General features: G+C 67.3%; 19 protein-coding genes. 8 read left to right on the top strand and 11 right to left on the bottom strand.

The features are described from left to right. Positions 1 to 73: 73 nt before the first annotated feature. The 4 genes from ACFVJ5_RS29160 to ACFVJ5_RS29145 all read left to right on the top strand — a co-directional run bounded on the left by ACFVJ5_RS29160 (position 74) and on the right by ACFVJ5_RS29145 (position 3,642). Positions 74 to 997, top strand: a complete 924-nt coding sequence (locus ACFVJ5_RS29160; protein ID WP_379224952.1) for an ABC transporter ATP-binding protein — start codon at positions 74 to 76, stop codon at positions 995 to 997. Position 998: 1 nt separating this feature from the next. Continuing rightward, positions 999 to 1,784 carry an ABC transporter permease gene (locus tag ACFVJ5_RS29155; protein ID WP_379224950.1) on the top strand — a complete coding sequence of 262 codons (786 nt, stop codon included), beginning with the start codon at positions 999 to 1,001 and terminating at the stop codon, positions 1,782 to 1,784. Positions 1,785 to 1,876: 92 nt separating this feature from the next. Then, complete coding sequence (locus tag ACFVJ5_RS29150; RefSeq protein ID WP_379224948.1) at positions 1,877 to 3,040, top strand: sensor histidine kinase; 1,164 nt, start codon at positions 1,877 to 1,879, stop codon at positions 3,038 to 3,040. Further along, complete coding sequence (locus ACFVJ5_RS29145; protein WP_328660139.1) at positions 3,037 to 3,642, top strand: response regulator transcription factor; 606 nt, start codon at positions 3,037 to 3,039, stop codon at positions 3,640 to 3,642. Before ACFVJ5_RS29150 ends, ACFVJ5_RS29145 begins: the two co-directional genes overlap by 4 nt. Before the next feature lies 1 nt (position 3,643). Here ACFVJ5_RS29145 and ACFVJ5_RS29140 read toward each other — a convergent pair whose 3' ends face one another. Both ACFVJ5_RS29140 and ACFVJ5_RS29135 read right to left on the bottom strand, forming a co-directional pair. Further along, positions 3,644 to 4,396, bottom strand: coding sequence for an LGFP repeat-containing protein (locus ACFVJ5_RS29140; RefSeq protein ID WP_379224946.1), 753 nt, complete (start codon positions 4,394 to 4,396; stop codon positions 3,644 to 3,646). A 110-nt stretch (positions 4,397 to 4,506) separates the two neighbouring features. Continuing rightward, positions 4,507 to 5,115, bottom strand: coding sequence for a TetR/AcrR family transcriptional regulator (locus ACFVJ5_RS29135; protein ID WP_379224944.1), 609 nt, complete (start codon positions 5,113 to 5,115; stop codon positions 4,507 to 4,509). A gap of 103 nt (positions 5,116 to 5,218) precedes the next feature. Here ACFVJ5_RS29135 and ACFVJ5_RS29130 point away from each other — a divergent pair, with 103 nt between their 5' ends. Together ACFVJ5_RS29130 and ACFVJ5_RS29125 are read left to right on the top strand one after the other, a co-directional pair. After that, on the top strand, positions 5,219 to 6,193 hold the full coding sequence (locus ACFVJ5_RS29130; protein ID WP_379224942.1) for a hypothetical protein: 975 nt from the start codon (positions 5,219 to 5,221) through the stop codon (positions 6,191 to 6,193). An 81-nt stretch (positions 6,194 to 6,274) separates the two neighbouring features. Beyond that, positions 6,275 to 7,240, top strand: coding sequence for a DUF1152 domain-containing protein (locus ACFVJ5_RS29125; RefSeq protein WP_379224940.1), 966 nt, complete (start codon positions 6,275 to 6,277; stop codon positions 7,238 to 7,240). Between the two features lie 82 nt (positions 7,241 to 7,322). Here ACFVJ5_RS29125 and ACFVJ5_RS29120 read toward each other — a convergent pair whose 3' ends face one another. The 9 genes from ACFVJ5_RS29120 to ACFVJ5_RS29080 form a co-directional block, all read right to left on the bottom strand. Further along, complete coding sequence (locus tag ACFVJ5_RS29120) at positions 7,323 to 8,093, bottom strand: ESX secretion-associated protein EspG (protein ID WP_379224938.1); 771 nt, start codon at positions 8,091 to 8,093, stop codon at positions 7,323 to 7,325. Continuing rightward, positions 8,080 to 9,408: a hypothetical protein gene (locus ACFVJ5_RS29115; protein ID WP_379224936.1), complete on the bottom strand. Its 1,329-nt coding sequence runs from the start codon at positions 9,406 to 9,408 to the stop codon at positions 8,080 to 8,082. Before ACFVJ5_RS29115 ends, ACFVJ5_RS29120 begins: the two co-directional genes overlap by 14 nt. After that, complete coding sequence (locus ACFVJ5_RS29110) at positions 9,405 to 9,785, bottom strand: hypothetical protein (RefSeq protein WP_379224934.1); 381 nt, start codon at positions 9,783 to 9,785, stop codon at positions 9,405 to 9,407. Before ACFVJ5_RS29110 ends, ACFVJ5_RS29115 begins: the two co-directional genes overlap by 4 nt. Before the next feature lie 14 nt (positions 9,786 to 9,799). Then, positions 9,800 to 10,465, bottom strand: a complete 666-nt coding sequence (locus ACFVJ5_RS29105; RefSeq protein ID WP_379224932.1) for a DUF3558 domain-containing protein — start codon at positions 10,463 to 10,465, stop codon at positions 9,800 to 9,802. A gap of 2 nt (positions 10,466 to 10,467) precedes the next feature. Further along, positions 10,468 to 10,959 carry a hypothetical protein gene (locus ACFVJ5_RS29100; protein WP_379224930.1) on the bottom strand — a complete coding sequence of 164 codons (492 nt, stop codon included), beginning with the start codon at positions 10,957 to 10,959 and terminating at the stop codon, positions 10,468 to 10,470. Next, positions 10,956 to 12,803, bottom strand: a complete 1,848-nt coding sequence (locus ACFVJ5_RS29095) for an alpha/beta hydrolase (protein ID WP_379224928.1) — start codon at positions 12,801 to 12,803, stop codon at positions 10,956 to 10,958. Before ACFVJ5_RS29095 ends, ACFVJ5_RS29100 begins: the two co-directional genes overlap by 4 nt. Beyond that, the gene (locus ACFVJ5_RS29090; protein WP_379224926.1) at positions 12,803 to 13,096 is read right to left on the bottom strand and encodes a type VII secretion target; all 294 of its coding nucleotides are present in this window, start codon (positions 13,094 to 13,096) and stop codon (positions 12,803 to 12,805) included. The genes ACFVJ5_RS29095 and ACFVJ5_RS29090 overlap by 1 nt, the downstream gene beginning before the upstream one ends. Before the next feature lie 107 nt (positions 13,097 to 13,203). Continuing rightward, complete coding sequence (locus ACFVJ5_RS29085; protein WP_379224924.1) at positions 13,204 to 13,674, bottom strand: Fur family transcriptional regulator; 471 nt, start codon at positions 13,672 to 13,674, stop codon at positions 13,204 to 13,206. Further along, positions 13,658 to 14,008, bottom strand: coding sequence for a helix-turn-helix transcriptional regulator (locus tag ACFVJ5_RS29080; protein ID WP_067456316.1), 351 nt, complete (start codon positions 14,006 to 14,008; stop codon positions 13,658 to 13,660). The genes ACFVJ5_RS29085 and ACFVJ5_RS29080 overlap by 17 nt, the downstream gene beginning before the upstream one ends. A gap of 189 nt (positions 14,009 to 14,197) precedes the next feature. Between ACFVJ5_RS29080 and ACFVJ5_RS29075 the strand changes: the two genes are divergently transcribed. Then, entirely contained in the window at positions 14,198 to 15,598 is a 1,401-nt protein-coding gene (locus tag ACFVJ5_RS29075) for a glycine--tRNA ligase (protein ID WP_379225115.1), read from the top strand. Between the two features lie 129 nt (positions 15,599 to 15,727). Further along, positions 15,728 to 17,038: an acyltransferase gene (locus ACFVJ5_RS29070; RefSeq protein WP_379224922.1), complete on the top strand. Its 1,311-nt coding sequence runs from the start codon at positions 15,728 to 15,730 to the stop codon at positions 17,036 to 17,038. The last annotated feature ends 25 nt before the right edge of the window (positions 17,039 to 17,063 follow it).

Here is a 17,063-nt window from a genome sequence, read left to right as displayed (position 1 = left end):
CGTGACACCTGTCATGGGCGAACGGTGACAGTCGGCTCAGGTTTCGCGGCCTCGTCCGCGTGAATCTTGAACCATGCCTTCACCACGAACGACCCGCGCGGCCATCGAGCTGCGTGACCTGCGCAAATCCTTTCCCGGAACCACGGATCCGGTCCGTGCCGTCGACGGTCTCGACCTGACCGTGGCGCCGGGGGAGATCGTCGCCTTCCTCGGCCCCAACGGCGCGGGTAAGTCGACCACCATCGACCTGCTCCTCGGCCTGACCACGCCCGACTCCGGCACGGTCGCGGTTTTCGGCGAAGCGCCAGAGGACGCCGTGCGGACCGGCCGGGTGGCCGCGGTGCTGCAGTCGGGTGGGCTGCTGCCCGACCTCACCGTCGGCGAAACCGTTCGCCTGGTCGCCGCCCTGCACGCCCGGCCGCGGCCGGTGCCGGAAGTCCTCGAGCGGGCAGGCATCGCCGATATCGCCGACCGTCTCGTCGGAAAGTGCTCGGGCGGCCAGCAGCAGCGGCTGCGGTTCGCGCTGGCCCTGCTGCCCGACCCGGACCTGATCGTGCTGGACGAACCCACCACCGGCATGGACGTGTCGGGCAGGCGCGATTTCTGGGCGGCCATGCGCGAGGACGCCGGGAGCGGCCGCACCGTGCTGTTCGCCACCCACTACCTCGACGAAGCCGACGCCTACGCCGACCGGATCGTGCTGGTGCGTGCCGGTCGCGTCGTCGCCGACGGCAGCGCCGCCCAGATCAAGAACCTGGCTGTCGGCCGCACCGTGGCGGCCACCCTGCCCGGCGCCGACCCGGCGCACCTGTCCGCGCTACCCGGTGTCGAGCATGTGGAGCTGCGCGGCGATCGAATCCTGGTGCAGGCCAGAGACTCCGATGACATCGCCCGTTTCCTGCTCACCCGCACCGCGGCCCACGACATCGAAATCACCACCCACAACCTGGAATCGGCGTTCCTCGCGCTGACCTCCGCACCCGAAGGCGAGCGCTGACATGATCGAGACAACCCGCACCGCGACGAAACCGGTGCGCACACCTCGCCTCGGCGGCTTCAGCCCGGCCTTTCTCTCGCTCGAACTTCGCCGCATGCTCCGCAACCGGCGCACCCTGATCTTCACCCTGATCATGCCGCCGGTCTTCTTCGTGATCTTCGGCCTACAGGGCGGAAACCGGGACGAGTCCTTCGGTTCGGGCAACATCACCGGCTACATCATGGTGTCGATGGCGCTCTACGGTGCCCTGCTCGCGACCACCAGCGGCGGCGCGATGGTGGCGGTCGAACGGGCCCACGGCTGGACCCGCCAGCTACGGCTGACGCCGCTGCGGCCGGTGGCCTACGTGGCGACGAAGGTCGCGGTCGCGATGTCGCTGGGTCTGGTGGCGGTGACGACGGTGTTCGTCGTCGGCGCGTTCTGCGGTGCCGCTCTGACGCCGGTGGCGTGGGTGGCTTGCTTCCTGCTCGCCTGGGTCTGCTCGCTGGTGTTCGCGGCCTTCGGTCTGCTCATGGGCTACCTGTTGCCCTCGGAGAACGTCATGCAACTGCTCGGCCCCGGACTGGCGATGCTGTCGTTCGCGGGCGGGCTGTTCTTCCCGATCCACGGGTGGTTCGCCACCGTGTCGAAGGTGCTGCCGACCAACGGGGTCGCCACCCTGGTGCGCACCCCGTTCGGTGGCACCGATACGGGCACCATCGTGCTGGCCGTGGTGAATGTCGTCGCGTGGACCGCGGTGTTCGTGGTGGGCGCGGCCGCGCTGTTCCGCCGGGACACCGCCCGTTGAACGACCGATCACGCGGGCCGATTCGTGGGTACCGTCGGTACTCGCCGGGTCGGCCCGCGTGGCTGCGTGAGTGCTGTGAGAAGGGATTGCTCGTGAGTTCGGGTGACTTCGTCGACCGGGTGTTCGGCACCGGGGCGACCGATACCAGCGGCATGCGCCGCGGGTGGTTCGGTGCCGCGCTCGCGGTGGGATGGTTGCTGTACCTGGTGCCGCAGATCTACGACAGCTGGGTCGAGCACGGCACGGTGCGGGCGGTCGGTGCGACGGCAGCCGTGCTGGCGTTCGGCGGGCTGATCGTGACGGCGTTCGTCGTCTTCCGCAGACTCGATTGGGACGAGCAGGACGATCCGCGGTCCGTCGATCCGTGGATCTGGCCGCTGCTGGCCGGCATGGCCGCGTTGTCGGTGGTGATGATGGCGCTGCTCGGCGCGGCCGCGCTCCCGACCGTTCTCTACATCGCCGCGGTCGCGATATTCTCGCTGCCCACCCGGCTCTCGTTGGCCGTGGTGGTGGCGGTATCGGCCACGATGGTGGCGATGCCCGTGTTCGCGCCGGGTCGGTGGCTCGGCGGTACGGCGCTGGTGCTCGCGGTGATTCCACCGGTGATCTGGCTCGCCAGAGAGATCGGCCTGCGCGGCAGGCGACTACAGGCGATCACCCGCAGTCAACGCGCCGACCTGGCGATCGAGGCCGAGCGCAATCGGGTCGCCCGCGATGTGCACGACATCCTCGGCCATTCCCTCACGGTCATCACCATCAAAACCGAACTCGCGCAACGCCTTATCGATGTCGACGTGGCGCGCGCCAAGGCCGAACTCGCCGACGTGGAACGACTGGCCCGCGAGGCGCTCGCCGGGGTACGCGACACCGTCGGTGGTCTGCGTGAGGTGAGTGTGCGCCGAGAACTCGCCACCGCGCGCACCGCGCTGACCGCGGCCGACATCGTTGCAGTACTGCCTGATTCGACGATGGCGGACACGCGGCACAGCGAGCTGTTCGGCTGGGTACTGCGCGAAGCGGTGACCAACGTCGTGCGCCACAGCGCGGCCGAACACTGCACCGTGGTCGTCACCGAGAACAGCATCGAGATCACCGACGACGGCCGCGGCTTCGATGTCACCGCACCCTCCGGCTCGGGTTTGCGCGGGCTGGCCGAGCGACTGCGCGCGGCCGGTGGCACGCTGACCGTGTCCACGCCACCGGGCGGCGGCGTCGGTCTGCTGGCGACGGTGCCCTCGGAAGGGAGTCTCCGATGATCCGGCTGCTGCTCGCCGACGACCAGGCACTGGTGCGCGGCGCGCTCGTCGCCCTGCTCGGTCTGGAATCCGACCTCGAGGTGGTCGCCGAGGTCGGTCGCGGCGACGAAGTCCTGGCCGCGGTGACCCGCACCAGCCCCGACGTGGCACTGCTCGACATCGACATGCCCGGCCTGGACGGCATCGAGGTCGCCGCCCGCCTGCACGCCGAGCACCCGCGCGTGCGGATCCTCATGGTCACCACGTTCGGGCGGCCCGGCTACCTACGCCGCGCTATCGACGCCGGGGCGAGCGGTTTCGTCGTGAAGGACACTCCCGCACGGGAACTGGCCGACGCGGTCCGCCGGGTACACCTGGGGCTACGCGTCGTGGACCCCGCGCTGGCGACCGAAACCCTCACCGCCGGAACATCTCCGCTCACGGCGAGGGAACGTCAAGTGCTGGCCGCGGCCGCCGACGGTTCGGCGGCCGGGGTCATCGCCCAGCGTCTACACCTCTCGGAAGGGACTGTGCGCAACCATCTTTCGGCCGCGATCGGCAAGACCGGCACCCGCAACCGCGCGGAGGCGATCCTGGCGGCGCAACGTCAGGGCTGGTTGTAGCTCAGCGCTCGGGCTTCCAGGTGATCTTGCCGCCCGTGAAATCTTGGGCCTTGCCGCCCTGGTAGTCGTATTCGTCGCTGGTGGGGTAGCCGTAGCGGCCGTTTTCGCCGCCCGCGCGGATCCAGTCGGCCTGGATGCTGCCCCACACCGCGTGCGCGCCGGTCTTCGACGTCCAGTAGATGGCGCCGGTCGGGAACATGGTGAACTGGCCGTCGCCCTTGCCCGCCGCGGACACGTCGGTGAGCGGGAAGCCCAGCGGGCTCGATTCCCAGCCCAACGCCGCCCACTTGTCGCGGATCGGGCCGCTGATCTGGTGCGCGCCGGTGCCGACGGACCAGTAGATCGAGCCCTTCTGGAAGTGGTTGTACCGGCCGCCGCCCGACGGGGTGGACTGCTCGCGGGTGGTCGGGTAGCCGAGCTTGCCCGACTCGTTGCCCGTCTCGGCGAACTTGTCCCGGATCTGACCCGCGACGGTGTTGGCGTTGGTGTCGGGATGCCAATAGATGGCCGCGTTGTTGGCGAAGGTCTGGTACTTGCCGCCGGCCGCCGCGTCGGCTTCCGGGGAGGTGGGCTCGCCCAGCGACGGGCCGCCCGCCTGGTCGTATTCGGCCTCGATCGCGCCGCCCACCTCGAATCCGCCGATCATCCTGGCCTGCGCGGTGCCTGCCATCGCCGCGGGCAGCGCGGCCGCGACGGTCACGGCTGCCAGCGCGGTCAGGCCGCGTGATCGAAGGGTTCGACGGTGCAAAGTCACAGGAAACTCCCTGGTCGGATCGGTATTCGACGATGTCCGGCGCTCGGGACCCCCTCCGGTTGCCGCACCCGAACCTACCCGTTCGGCGGCAGTGGCAACAGTGTCCTTGCTCACCTGGGATGGTGTGGTGGTCCCGGGAGCATGACCTCGAGACCGCGAGCGAAATCCTCCGGGTCGACGTCGGCGAGCAGGAGATGCTGCAGGATGAAGCCGGGCAGCAGCCCGATGAGCGTTTTGGCGATCGCGTCGGAATCGGTGCCCGGCGGCAGCCAGCCGGACTCGCACAACCGGTCCGCGTACTCGAACCACAGCGCGCGCATCGACGCGATGGCCGCGCGTACCGGGACGGCCGCCTCATCCGAGACCAGCGCGAGCGCCCACGCCTGTGGAGCGAGCCGCAGTGGTCCCTCGGGCCCACTGCGTTTGACGATCTCGGTGGTCAGCAGTCGGATCACCTCCGCCGGGGGAGGTGGGGTCTCGGTGCGGATGATCTCGGCGAGCCGCTCGCGCAGCGGCCCCATCGTGCGGTGCACGAGCGCGGCGATGATCTCGTTCTTGCTGGTGAAGTACCGGTAGACCGCACCCGCCGACATCTGCGATTCGGCGAATATGTCCTGCATCGAGGTCTCGTGGAAGCCCTTCCTGGCGAAGCACAGCTGCGCGGCGTCGAGGATCTGCTGCCTGCGGCGTTCCAGGTGTTCTTCGCTGACTCGGGGCATGGGTCAAAAGTAAAACGAATGTCCGTTCTTGACAAGCGAGGTGGGCGGTGTCACGGTAGGAACATCAAAAAGAACGAACATTCGCTTTAAGGGGAGAAACCGCATGACGATCACCCGCCGAGCAGTAGCTCTCGGCCTCGCGGCCACCGCGATCCAGGCCCTGATGCTCATCGCCTTCGCCTGGCCCGCCGTCAATATCGGCCCGCGTGATCTGCCGATCGCCGTCGCGGGTCCCGGCTCCGCCCAGGTCGCCCAGCAACTGCGGCAGCGCGATCCCGAGGCCTTCGAGATCACCACCGTCGCCGACGCGGAGCAGGCGCGAAACGCGATGGCCGACAACGAGATCTACGGCGCTATCGTCACCGGCAACGGCGCACCGCAGGTCCTGGTCGCCTCCGCCGCCTCGCCCGCTGTCGCCCAGCAGCTCACCGCCGTCGCGCAACAGCTCAGCGGTATCCCCGTCGCTCCCGTCGAGGACGTGATCGCCATCGATCCCGACGACCAGCGCGGCGCGGGCTTCGGCTCGATGGTCCTGCCACTGGTCATGTCCGGCATGGCCGCGGGCGTCCTGCTCACTCTGCTGATCCCCGCCTTCGGGGCCCGGCTAGCCGGGCTGGCCGCGTTCGGTATCGCGGGTGGGCTCCTGAGCACCCTGATCTTCCACACCTGGCTCTCGATCCTGCCCGGCTCCTACCTCGAACTGGCCGCCATCGCGGGGCTGGCCTCCTTCACCGTCGCCGCCGTCATCGTCGGCCTGGCCGCCGCCATCGGCCGCCCCGGCATCGGCCTCGGCGCCCTCACCATGCTGCTGGTCGGCAACCCGTTCTCCGCCGCCACCTCGGCCCCCGAACTTCTGCCCCAGCCCTGGGGCACTCTCGGCCAGTTGCTTCCCCCGGGCGCCGCCGCCGCCCTCCTCCGCTCGGTCGCCTACTTCGACGGTGCCGACGCCCTCGCCCCCCTCACCGTCCTCCTCGCCTGGGCCGCAGGAGGAGTCGCTCTCCTCGGCCTCGGCGCCCTCCGCGCCCGCCCGGCGACCACTCCTACCGCATCTCCCGAACCGGTGGCCGTACCCGTCTGACCATCTCCGTGAAACGCTCCGCACGAACAACTCTCGTGCGGAGCGTTTGGCTATGACGGGTTCGACGCGGTAAGAACGCGGATGCGCACCCCTTCACTGCTGGACACCTCAGTACTGATTCGACTCGCTGATGCCGAACGCGTCCTCGTGGTCGGCGCAGGCGGTGGGTTCGATCTACTCAGTGGGCTGCCGATCGCGTTCGCTCTCCGCGAGCGGGGGAAGACCGTGTTCCTGGCGAATCTCACCTTTACCGCCGCGACCCGCACCACGGCACGTGCGGTCGCACCGGGTCTGTTCGAGGTGGATGCCGCCACGGAAGGGCAATCGGATTATTTTCCTGAGAAGCATGTTGCTACTCGGCTTGCCGACCATGGTTACCCCGACAAGGTGTTCATGATTCGCAAAGGCGGCACCGCCTCGGTTCGTGCCGCCTACGCATGGCTGGCGCGCGAGCTGGACCTCGACGGCATCGTGCTCGTCGACGGCGGTACCGATCTGCTGATGACCGGTGACGAGGCGGGCCTCGGAACGCCCGTGGAAGATGTCACGAGTCTGCTGGCTGCCTCAGCGCTCGACATACCGGTCAAGCTCGCTGTCTGCGTCGGGTTCGGTGTCGACGCCTTCCATGGCGTCTGCCATGCCCACTTTCTGGAGAACGTAGCTGCTCTCGCCAAAGCCGGTGCCTACCACGGGGTGTTCGCGCTGACGCCTGGACTTCCGGCTGTGGACGCTTGGCTCGACGTCGTCTCCTGGGTACAGCGCCATACACCTGGCCGCGAGAGCATTGTGTGCGCGTCGATCACCGATGCGGCCCGCGGGGAGTTCGGCGACCATCATTCGCTCGACCGCACCCGGGCCGTTGACGCTGAACTCTTCATCAACCCGCTGATGTCGATGGTGTGGGGATTCGATCTCGATGCTGTCGCCCAGCGCGTCCGCTATCGCAGTCACATCGAGCATGCCGCCAGCCCATTCGAAGTCGCTGCCGCCATAGAGGCTTTCCGGAGCGAGATACCACTGCGTCCGTGGCGAGAAATCCCGGTGTGAGCCGGGGCAGCAGGTGACGCCACCGCCTATTCGCTGCAAAATCTGAAGCGAATAGGCGCGTAATCGGTGCATTGTGAGCCGACTAGCCCGTGCGGTAGTCGTCGGTGCCGAATTCCTGGTGGTAGCGCTGGGCTCGGGTGAGCATGCGGTAGATGCCGGCGATCATGCGGTCGGTGGGGAGGGGTTCGGCGACGATGGGGTCGCCGGTTTTCACGTAGTAGCGGCCGTCGGGGTAGTCCATCCACCAGAAGGTGCGGGCGGGAGTGGGGCGCGAGTCGAGGGCGGGGCCGGAGAGGGCCGATATTTCGCCGAAGGCTCGGCGGGGGCGGTGGAACATGCTGTTGAGTTGGTCGGCCGAGCTGAGGCGGCCCGCGCGGTATTCGAAATGGTCTTCTTCGGCGGACAGGTGGTCTCGGCGGACCTCGACCGGGGCCTTCTTGCCCGGTTTCGTGCGGGGGAGGGCCGCGACCGTCAGGGCTGCCACCTGGCTGGGGGTGCAGTAGGTGAGGGTGACGTCGGCGCCGGTGTCTTCCGCGGTGCCCGGCGCCTGGTGCAGGGTGGCGCCGATCGCGCCGCGGATCGCGCCGTGGAAGCGGATGATATTCGCGTTGTCCTGGCCCACATAGCCTTTGGATTCGACCCTGGCCTCGGGGTCGAGCAGGACGGCGAGGGCGCGTTCCACCGCCGGGTCGTATTTGCGGAGGAGGGCGTCCACCGCGGCTTCCCGGTGCTGCTTCAGCTCGTCGAATTCGGCGATGTCGGTGCGGTATTGGAGGGGGTACGGCAGACGGTCACGGCCGTAGCCGGACCACAGGATCTCGAATTCGATGCCGGTGAATTCAGCGCGGTGCACTGTCGTCGTCTCCGCCGATCACCGGGGGCACGGTCCTGATCTGGTCCGCGCCGAGTAGGAGGTCACCGTTTTCCTGAGTGATCAAGTAGTCGGGGATGCCCTTGGTTCGTTCGTCGTCGGAGTTGCCGCGACCTGCGCCGGGTGCGCCCATGCCGCCCACGCCCGCTGCGCCGCGACCGGCGGCGGAGGTGCCCGCACGGGTTCCGGTCGTTGCCGCGGCAGCGGGGGACGGGGTACCAGGGGTGCTTCGGCCGGGAGTGGAGCTGGTCGGGGTGCCACTGCCGCGCGGGGTACTCGACCCGCCGGACCCGTTGCCGGTGGGTCTGCCGGAGCCGGGGGCGCCGATGCCCGGGGCGCCGGGTGTGCCGACGCCGGGCGTGGTTACGCCAGGGCTGGAAGACGCGGTGGTGTTCGGAGCTGTTGTGGTGGGGGTGGCGGATTGCTGTGTGGTGGTGGTGCTCTGGGGAGTGGTCGAGCCGGAATCGGTCGAAGAGGTTGTGGTGGAGGACGGTTCGGCACCGGATCCCTCAGGTGTCGCGCCGTCGCCCGACGTTCCCGCTGACGGGTCCTCGTTTTCATTGCCGCCGTTGGTCGAATCATCTTGAGTGTCAATGGCATTCGTATCACCGTTGCTGCCCGGTCCGCCGTCGTCGCCGGCGATGGTCGGCGCGGTCGGCAAGAAGGGCACGCCGTTGTCGGTTTGGCCGGCGACCTGGCTGTACACGGAGCGAAGGATCCGCCTGCCCTCCTGGGTGGCTTCGTCGCGGTTGTGGTCGTCGACCTTCATCACACCGTCGGCGGGCAGTGTCTTGCCGGTGACGTTGGTGCGCTCGGTGAGGCCGGGCATCAACGCTTGGGTCTGCTCGATCCCGGTGCGCATCTCGGTCAGTTTGAGACTGATCGCGGTCGCCGCCTGGGAGAGCGGAATCGATTGCTGCGCATAATTGTTCACGGCAGCGACGGCGGCGGAAGCTGCCGCACCCGTCCAACCGCTGTGGCCGCCCGCGCCCGTGACGGTGCGGGCGAACTGCTGGTTGAAGCCGGTGAAGGTGCCCATCAGCGCGCCACCGATATTCGCCCACGCGGTGACCGCGTCATCGACGAGCTGCGGTTTCATCGCCGCGACCGCCGCCTGCATCTGCTCGAGCGTCATGCTGTCGTAGTTGTCAGGGGTGGTGATGTGCGGAGGCTGGATGTCGCCGCCGAAGATGGTGGCGTAGTTGCCCGCGAGCTGGCGGTCGTAGATCTTGGCCCGCTCGGTATTCCATTGCTCCTGAGCTGCGATCACCTTGCTCTTGTAGTCCTCGTAGGTCACAGGTGTTCTCCTGTCGCGGAGATCTCGGCACCGGTCGCTTCGTCCTGGGCGACGAAGTTCGCAATCGCTTTGGCCACAACCTCTTTGGCTGTTTGCACGGCCTCGATGTGCTTCTTGAGGACTTCGTCCAGTGGGCGGTCGCCTCCGGACGCAGTCAAGGAGAATTTCCGCTCCAACGTCCTACCCGAGTTGAAGTCGCCGAAACCGGAAATCGCACTGACGATCGCCACTTGCTCGAAGACCTCTTCCAGTCGGTCCAGGTGGTCATCGCACACGCGGTCGAGATCCTTGCCGACCTCGGGGTCGAGCGAGAGCTGCCCTGCATTCGCCTGGCTCAGAAGCTGATTCCACTCGGCGGGGTCGATGCTGAGGTGCAATTGCGATCACTCCCTCATACCGTTGGAAGGTGTTGGACCAGACCGGCGCTCAATCGACGGGCTTCGGGGCACGGAGGCAAAGGATTGTCGGCGCTGACGCGATTCTGGAACCTGAACATGACAGATCCGGCCGGCACTTCTACGGCAACGAAGCATGACAGGTCGTGGGATGCGCCGGCCTGTCGAAACTCGAGTGCGGCGTGGGATCCGACGGTCAGCGAGTTCCAGTCCGAAAAATCTGTACGCGCCCGCGATTCGGCCAGAGTGTGTTCCGACGACATGACTGCCAGGCTGAACTGCTTACCTGGATCCATCCAGCTGCAGATCTTCCACCCTGTGAAGTCCACGCCCGCAACGTCTTTCTTCTCGCTCGCGACGTTCAGGCCCACTTCGCTGACAGCCGAATCCGGCAGCGAACACGGATCCCACACCTTCGCCTCGGCATCCACCGAAGTGGGACTCGCCGCCACACTCACACCGCTCGTCTGCGGAGTGGCCGTCCCCTGCTCACCGTCCCCGCACCCCACGGCAGCCAACCCCGCCACCACGACAACGCCGAACACCCTCGCCGCCGCACCTCGAACTGCCATGTCTTCGTCCCTCCCACAGAACCGGTGCTCGTTCATGACGTCCCCGCTCCGAAGATCGTAGTCACGCTGATGCGCATCGCGAAAGGTCACGCCTACTCCGCTGCGCAGGGGGAGGAGGAGAACAAGGTGAACTCGACCTCGCCGCGAACGGTCTTGTCCCGGATGCTGTACACGGCGAACCCTCGTGAATCGCGATACACCCGGCTCGCCGGGTCGTCGCCGGGGATGCCTTCCTGTCGCGTGAAACCACGTGCGGTCATCGCCTCGAGGTTCGCCAGCGCTGTCTCGATGTACTCCGGTGACGGATTCAGCACCACCTCTTGGTAGTGCGGTGTGTACGGCGGACCGTAGCTTTTCAGCGTGTTCGGGTCGGTGCGGCATCCGTTGCCCAGTCTTACGGCGCCGACCTCGACCGGGTGCGGGTTCGGTGAGATCAGTTCGAAGTTGTCTGCAACGATCTGTGACGCCTCGGTCACCATCAGGCCGGTGGAGCTCTTGATCGTGTCGTTCGACGGACCATCATCGACGAACGCCGAGCAGGCAGGCATCACGAGAATCGCGCAGATCACGACAAGCCTTCTCATGGGATATCGATCGGTTCGCCACGTTGGGGGTTGTCGGTGACGCGCGGGTTCGCGTACGGGTCGTCGACGTCGAAGACCGCTCCCGCTGTCGCGGCACGTCCGGCATCGAACGCTTCCTTACCGCCGTTGCCGTTGTCGCCGAGACCCACATCCACCCAACGGGTTTCGATCCCGCGTTCGACGTAAGCGGTCGCGTCGGTCCCCGCGATCACTCCAGCGATGTTGTTGAACGCGGTCGACTGGGGGTCATCCCAGTACTTCCCGTGGCCGTCGGTTCCGAACACGACCTCGCCACGGCTGTGGCTGTCGATGTCACTGCCGTAGAACCCGGTGTCGAGCCGGGTCACGCCGGGTACCTCATCGGGATCGCCACCGAGAACTTCCGAGGCGTGCGGATTGCCGGGAAGGTGAAGCCCGCCGGGAACGGTCAGCCCGCCATCCGGATAGGACTGCACCACGCCGATCAAATCGCCGGGCGCGGTCATCGAATAGCGCTGGACATCCGGGTTCGGGTTGTTCCAACCACCTTCGAACACACCGGTTCCCGCCGACGAGGCATGCAGTACCCGGTCGGCCCGCAGACCCAACTGCTCGGCGGAACCGACGACCGAACCACCATAGGAATGCCCCACATAGGACACGGGTGTGCCCGGCGCACCGGCGGCGACCTCCCGGTCGACTTCTCGTCCGAAGTCGACCAGCTTCGGCGCCATATCGGCCGCGAATTTCGGGCTGGGCGCCCCGTCGGAAAGGCTGGTCAGACTCTGCGGGAAGTCGCCCTCCATGTACAGGAAGATCGGGCCGCCCGTCTGATCGGCGAGATTCCACGCGGCCACGTGATTCGACCCCGAGCCGTTGAGATTCGTACTGGTGCCGGGCACATACACCCCCACACCGGGCGCACCGGACTTCACCTCACCGACCATCTCGATCATCCGCCCGTTGCCCTCGGTGCTGAACATGACGAACTTGCGGTCGACCATGCCCAGTTGCGGTGTCGCTGTATCGCCGGTCGCGGCGGCGGTGGTGTCGAGCGTGCCCGCACCTTCGGGATTCGGGATGGGCGCGAGCATCGCTTCCAACTGCTTCACCCGCGATTCGTCCCGATTCGGCTTGGCCTTCTCCGACGTCAGCGCATTGCGGACATTGATCTCGTTGGCCTCGATCCGCATCACGAACGGCACCCCGTTCAGATTGCCCAGCTTCTCCGGCGCCGCGATCACCAGCTGACGTCGCGCTTCGGGACTCAACCCGGCCAGCAAGGTCGCCCGATCGTCCGGCGACATCGACGCCAGCTGGATCGCGACCGCGTCCGGGTCCCGCATCGAACCGTCGGCGAGGGTGATGTCGGGCTGCCCGTCGCGCATCGCCCCGAGGTCGCCCATCGATTCCCGCAGCCTGGCGCCGAACAGGTTGTCGAGGCGTTCGAGCTCGTCCAACCCGCTGAGCAGGTTGAGCTGGAAAACTCCCGCGGCGCCTTCCTCTTCCGGATCGGAATGGGTCACCCGGCCGTCGGGCGCGACCACGAAACCTTGCCCGACGGCGAGGTTCTTCTGTTCCAGCACATAGGTTTTGGCGTGCTTCAAGCCTTGATAGGCGTCGTCGGCATCGTCGGCCACGCGGAGCAGCACGGTGCGGACCTCGTAGCCGTGATCGACTTCCTCGTCGATGCGCCGCGAGGCCGCGTCTTTGGTCTGCCCGTACCAGCCACCCGCCGCCGAGACCGCGCGCGAGCAGTCGTCGACCGAGGTCGAGAGGGTGTCGGCGTTGGCACGGGCGGCTTCCCCGGCGCGGTGCAGGCCTTCGAGATTCCAGGTGTCGAGTTGGGGGATGGTCGGCCGCATCAGCGGGTACCGAGCTTCCCGATCTCGCCCGCGGTCTCGGCATCTTTGGCTTGGATATCGGCGGAGAACTTGTCGACGAGGTCGGCCAGCGTCGTGTATCGGGTCGCGATCGAGTCCATCGCCTGCGAAGCCGGGTCGGACAGTCCGCGTACGGCGGCGAGCACGTCACTGCCGTCGCCGGTGGCCTCGCTCGCGGCCGCCCAGCTCAGTGCGTCGACTTCGGCTGCCTCCCGACGCCAGGTCGTCGCCATGGTCCTCAACTGATCGGGCTCGACGCCCAGGGTCCCACTCACGATGCCCCCTCCTTCGATGCCGAGAGGACTACGCGCCCGAGCGGACCGGTCCCTTCGTGAAGGTTGGACGGGGCTCGCGAAGCAAAGGTTCCATTATGTGACGTGAGTCACACGGAGGCGGGCTCGTCCTCGTCCGCATCGGCCCGGCTGTGCACGCACTCGCGGCAGGCGCCGAAGATCTCGAGGGTGTGGCTCACCTCGGTGAAGCCGTGTTCGCTCGCGATGGTCTCGGCCCATGCCTCGACCGTCGGGCCCTCGACCTCGACGGTGCGCCCGCAATGGCGGCACACCAGGTGGTGATGGTGGCCGCTCGAACACTGGCGGTAGACGGATTCGCCGGTGTCGGTGCGCAGCACGTCGACCATGCCGGCGTCGGCCAGGGACTGGAGAGTCCGGTAGACGGTGGTCAGGCCGATGCCCTCGCCGCGTTTGCGGAGCTCGTCGTGCAATTCCTGCGCCGAACGGAACTCGTCGATGTTGTTGAGCAGGGCCGAGATGGCGCTGCGCTGACGAGTGCTGCGGACCCCGACCTGCTTCGCGGAGGTGTTGTCTGCCAACGGATTACCCTTCCTCGGCATGCGCGACGGCATCGACTACGATATGCGCCAGATGATCGTCGACGAGTTCGTAGAGCACCTCGCGGCCCGAGCGTTCGCCGTGTACGACACCCGCCGATTTGAGAATGCGCAGATGCTGGCTGACCAGCGGCTGGGTGACGCCGAGCGCGTCGACCAGCTCGTGCACGCAGCGCGGCGACTCACGCAACTGCAGCACGATGGCGATGCGTACCGGCGCGGCCAGTGCCCGCAGCAGCTCGCCCGCGTCCTCGAGTACCGTGCGCGACGGCACGGCGGCGGGGGCGGGGGAGTGGTACGGGTTGTGCGGGTGCGCGGGCGCGGCCTCGGTGGTCATCAACCAACTCCTTAATGGAAACAGATTCCATTTTGATATGCATAATTGCGCATGTCAAATGACGCGCCGCGCGGACACCTCGGCTGCTGCAAACCCACTGGACGCGTCCCGATACGCTGGACCCACTTACGTACGGTAGGCCGCATCGAACACCGGTACGGCATGCCGAACAATTCCGACTCGCAGTGGATGGAGAAATCTCGCGTGGCACCCAAGTCGAAGGTGGACACCGTTGCCAACCTCGCCAAGCGCCGGGGTCTGGTCTACCCGTGCGGTGAGATCTACGGAGGCACCAAGTCGGCGTGGGACTACGGTCCGCTCGGCGTCGAACTGAAGGACAACATCAAGCGGCAGTGGTGGCGGACCATGGTCACCAGCCGCGACGATGTCGTCGGCCTCGACTCCTCGGTGATCCTGCCGCGCCAGGTCTGGGAGGCCTCGGGCCACGTGGCCACCTTCTCCGATCCGCTGGTCGAGTCGCTGCACACGCACAAGCGTTACCGCGCCGACCATCTCATCGAGGCCTACGAGGCCAAGCACGGCCACCCGCCCGCCAACGGCCTGGCCGACATCAACGATCCCGATACCGGTCAGCCCGGCAAGTGGACCGAGCCGCGTAACTTCTCCGGCCTGCTCAAGACCTTCCTCGGCCCGGTCGACGACGAAGAGGGCATGCACTACCTGCGTCCGGAGACGGCACAGGGCATCTTCGTCAACTTCAAGAACGTGCAGGAGACCGCGCGTAAGAAGCCGCCGTTCGGCATCGCCCAGATCGGCAAGAGCTTCCGCAACGAGATCACGCCGGGCAACTTCATCTTCCGCACGCGCGAGTTCGAGCAGATGGAGATGGAGTTCTTCGTCAAGCCGGGCGAGGACGTGGAGTGGCACAAGTACTGGATCGACACCCGTCTGTCCTGGTACACCGACCTCGGCATCGACCCCGAGAACCTGCGCCTGTTCGAGCACCCCAAGGAAAAGCTGTCGCACTACTCGGCGGGCACCACCGACATCGAGTACCGCTTCCGCTTCCAGGGCAGCGAATGGGGCGAGCTCGAGGGCATCGCCAACCGCACCGACTACGACCTCAAGACGCACTCGGAGCACTCCAACGTCGACCTGAGCTACCGCGACCAGGCCACCGGTGACCGCTACACGCCGTACGTCATCGAGCCGGCCGCCGGTCTGACGCGTTCGCTGATGGCGTTCCTGGTCGACGCCTACACCGTCGACCAGGTGCCGACCGCGAAGGGCACCACCGAAGAGCGCATCAGCCTGCGTCTCGACCCGCGTCTGGCGCCGGTCAAGGCCGCAGTGCTGCCGCTCTCGCGCAACGCCGACCTGACCCCCAAGGCCAAGGACCTCGCCGCCCAGCTGCGTCGCAACTGGAATGTCGACTTCGACGACGCGGGCGCCATCGGCCGTCGTTACCGTCGTCAGGACGAGATCGGTACCCCGTTCTGCATCACGGTCGACTTCGACACCATCGACGACCACGCGGTGACGATCCGCGAGCGCGACTCGATGGCCCAGGAACGCATCGCCCTGGACAAGGTCGAGTCCTACCTGGCAGCGCGACTGATCGGCGCCTGATACGTCAGGTCGAGGGAGCCCGCACCGGCAAGTCGGTGCGGGTTCTTTCGCATCCGCGCGCTGGGCGGTTGATCACACCGCGTAGCTGACGGTTTGCGTTGGGTGGGCGCTTGCCTCACGATCTTCGTTGTGCTGTGGGAACCGGAAGACGTGGTGCGGGCGCTCGACCCGTCGGAACAACGATTCGTGCGGCACGCGACCTTCACCGGACGGTCGGTCACGGTGCTCGGGGAACTGGACGCGGCCGGGCTCGGCGCGGCCTTCGCGGCATTGCAGCGGCGGTTTCCGATTCTGGTGTGCCGGATCGTCGAGGATGCCGACGAGAACGGAATCCTGTTGCGTCCCGGGCATATCGAGGCCGTCGGCGCGTGGGTGAGTTTCGGCGATCCCGACGAGGTGCGGATTCCGGCCGAGTCCATGGATCCCGGCGCCCAGCTGGCCTATCTGGATGTGGTTCTCGCCGAAGAGGATCGGGCTCGGGTCACGTTGTTCGTGCACCACAGTGTGGCCGACGCGGGGCATTGCGTCGAACTGTTCGCGCGGCTGTGGGGCTACTACACCGACTATGTGGAGACCGGGAAGATCGCGGACACCGCAGCCGTCGTCGCCGAGTCGGACACCGCGGCCGGTGGGACGGGGGAGTATCCGGCGTCGCTCGAGGTGCTGCTGGCGCAGCGGGGGATCCGGCGCGGGCGGCGGTCGGGGCTCGAGACGGTGGCGCGTCCGCTCGTCGTCACCGATTCGGTGAGTGGGGTCGAGCGGTCTGAAGCCGCACCGGCCACATTGGCCAGGCCTGCGCGGATTCAGCTGGATACCGTCGCGACCGCGCGGGTGCTCGAGATGGCTCGCGCCCACGCGGTGAGCGTCAACGGGTTGGTCACCGCCGCGGTGTTGCGGGCCTGTAGCGATCTCTCGGGCGCGGACCGCGTGTCGTGTGTGTACCCGGTCGACCTGCGCAGGCGCCTCGACCCGGCGGTCGCCGCGGAAGCGGGCACCAACCTGTCCGGCCTGGCCGCGTTCGCCACGGACGCCGCCGACACCGCGGACCTCATCGTGCTCGCCCGCCGGATCGGCACCAGCCTGCACAACGACCTGGCCGACGGGGTGATCGAACAGTCCGTTCTGCACTTCCCCGACTTCTTCGGTCCCGATCGAATCCACTCCACCGCAGGGCATATCGCGCTCACCAACACCGGAACGGTGCCCACGTTCCGCGCCCCCGCCGGGCTGATTCTCGACGACTACGAGATCGTCTACCTCTCCGCACACCCCCGCCCGTCGACGGGGGCGTCCGCGGCTGTCACCTTCCTCGTCTACACCTACCTCGGCAGGTTGACCATCGGCCGGTTGGGCGGCGGCGCGCTCGCCGCCCAACTACTGGATGCCGTGGCGTCCGAGCTGTCCTGGTCGTCCGCCGATCAGGAAGCCGCGACCGCTTGAAGTCAGGCGAGTACGCGCCGACCGC

The organism is Nocardia sp. NPDC127606 (assembly GCF_042671725.1).
In the GTDB taxonomy this organism is placed as follows: Bacteria; Actinomycetota; Actinomycetes; order Mycobacteriales; family Mycobacteriaceae; genus Nocardia.
Note: the sequence above shows the minus strand (reverse complement) of the source record. Positions and strands in the feature narration are given on the sequence as shown.